This window comes from Streptomyces niveiscabiei (genome assembly GCF_033794345.1).
In the GTDB taxonomy this organism is placed as follows: domain Bacteria; phylum Actinomycetota; class Actinomycetes; order Streptomycetales; family Streptomycetaceae; genus Streptomyces; species Streptomyces niveiscabiei.
The window spans coordinates 1-1,904 of record NZ_JARAYJ010000101.1; the positions used below are offsets into that span (position 1 = coordinate 1).

1 pseudogene and 1 CRISPR repeat array are annotated in these 1,904 nt (G+C 69.8%); the pseudogene reads right to left on the reverse strand.

What is annotated here, in order from left to right:
- Nucleotides 1-122 precede the first annotated feature (122 nt).
- A CRISPR array of direct repeats spans nucleotides 123-1,615; the repeat unit is 29 nt; unit sequence GGGAACAACCCCGCGTGCGCGGGGACCAC.
- A 104-nt stretch (nucleotides 1,616-1,719) separates the two neighbouring features.
- A pseudogene (locus PV682_RS43995) lies at nucleotides 1,720-1,904 on the reverse strand (type I-E CRISPR-associated endoribonuclease Cas2e); the annotation flags it as partial.

Sequence of the window (1,904 nt, forward strand, 5' to 3'; positions counted from 1 at the left end):
GAGATCTACCGCGAACTCCCCGAAAGCGCCCCCGCACTACCCAACACCCCGAACACGCCCACCAGTTGATCCCCAACACCACGGCAAGGGACACGACCGGGTGTTGTCCGGCCGAAGGTTCTGGGAACAACCCCGCGTGCGCGGGGACCACGACGGGAGGGGCCACATGAGCCTGAAGGGCAAGGGAACAACCCCGCGTGCGCGGGGACCACAGTTGCCGTCAGGACTGGTCAGCGAGCCGGAGGGGAACAACCCCGCGTGCGCGGGGACCACACACCTCCTTGGTGGTTGTCGGGGGCGGTCACGGGAACAACCCCGCGTGCGCGGGGACCACGCGATCAACGTCGCGCAGCTCCGCGTCGACCGGGGAACAACCCCGCGTGCGCGGGGACCACTTGAGGCGGGCCGAGAAGCTGTCGGTCGACCCGGGAACAACCCCGCGTGCGCGGGGACCACAGTTCCCGTTCGAGGCCCGCCTCGGCGGGGAGGGGAACAACCCCGCGTGCGCGGGGACCACCCCCCGAGCCCGAAGGAGACCGCCCGTGAAGTCGGAACAACCCCGCGTGCGCGGGGACCACCGGTTCCGCGAAGTGCGCTTCCTGCCTGGGCCGGGAACAACCCCGCGTGCGCGGGGACCACTTCTCCCGGAACGACAGGGCGCCCATCATGGGGGGAACAACCCCGCGTGCGCGGGGACCACGACAGCATGGTCCCCTGGAAATCGAAGATCGTGGGAACAACCCCGCGTGCGCGGGGACCACGGACGCGCGACACCGAAAAGGTCCCGCATCGTGGGAACAACCCCGCGTGCGCGGGGACCACCGGTCGTGCGGGCGCCACACCCGGTGCACCAGGGGAACAACCCCGCGTGCGCGGGGACCACTACCAGTGGCTCCGTACCGCCAAGGGCATCCAGGGAACAACCCCGCGTGCGCGGGGACCACACTCGCGTCTTCTGCGCGTCCATGGCCGACGTGGGAACAACCCCGCGTGCGCGGGGACCACTGTGGTCGCCAACTGAGTGTGGGGGTGGCGCAGGGAACAACCCCGCGTGCGCGGGGACCACCTGCCACTCGCCCGGAACGCTGACCCGCTCCGCGGAACAACCCCGCGTGCGCGGGGACCACCCGCAACCTCCTGGAGGGCGGCGGCGAGGACGGGGAACAACCCCGCGTGCGCGGGGACCACCTCTCGGCCTCGGTGCGCTGGTCCTGCAGCTCGGGAACAACCCCGCGTGCGCGGGGACCACAACGTGTCCCCGACCGCGAACGAGGTCATGAAGGGAACAACCCCGCGTGCGCGGGGACCACGATTTCGGGCTCCAGCCCGGCGCCGAGAACGGGGGAACAACCCCGCGTGCGCGGGGACCACCCTCCGTATATCAGGCGCCTACTGGGGGCGCTGGGAACAACCCCGCGTGCGCGGGGACCACCGGGCCAAGTCCCCCGGAAAGAACCCCCTGCATGGAACAACCCCGCGTGCGCGGGGACCACCCATGCATTGTCCAGTCAATGCGTACGGACTGGGGAACAACCCCGCGTGCGCGGGGACCACTCGGCCGGTGCGATCAACCAGCGCCTCAACACGGGAACAACCCCGCGTGCGCGGGGACCACGGTCCGCGACCTGGGGTTTTATCTGAGGCGGAGGCGGATTTTGCTTACTTCCCAAGAAACGGACATATTGCCTCTCGGGTGGTGGGTTGAGGGGCGGATTTCCTTTACCGGTTCCCGAAGTTTCGTCTCTTGGCCGCCTTGCTCCAGCCCTGGCGTGGTGGGTCAGGAGGGGTGGGGTTGGTGGTGGGTGGGTGTTGGGTGGGGCGGTGGAGGAGGGTGAGGCCCTCGTGGTCGGTGGGGTGCCAGGCGTGTTCGTGGGTGGCGAAGGTGAAGCCCTGTTCGTTGTCGG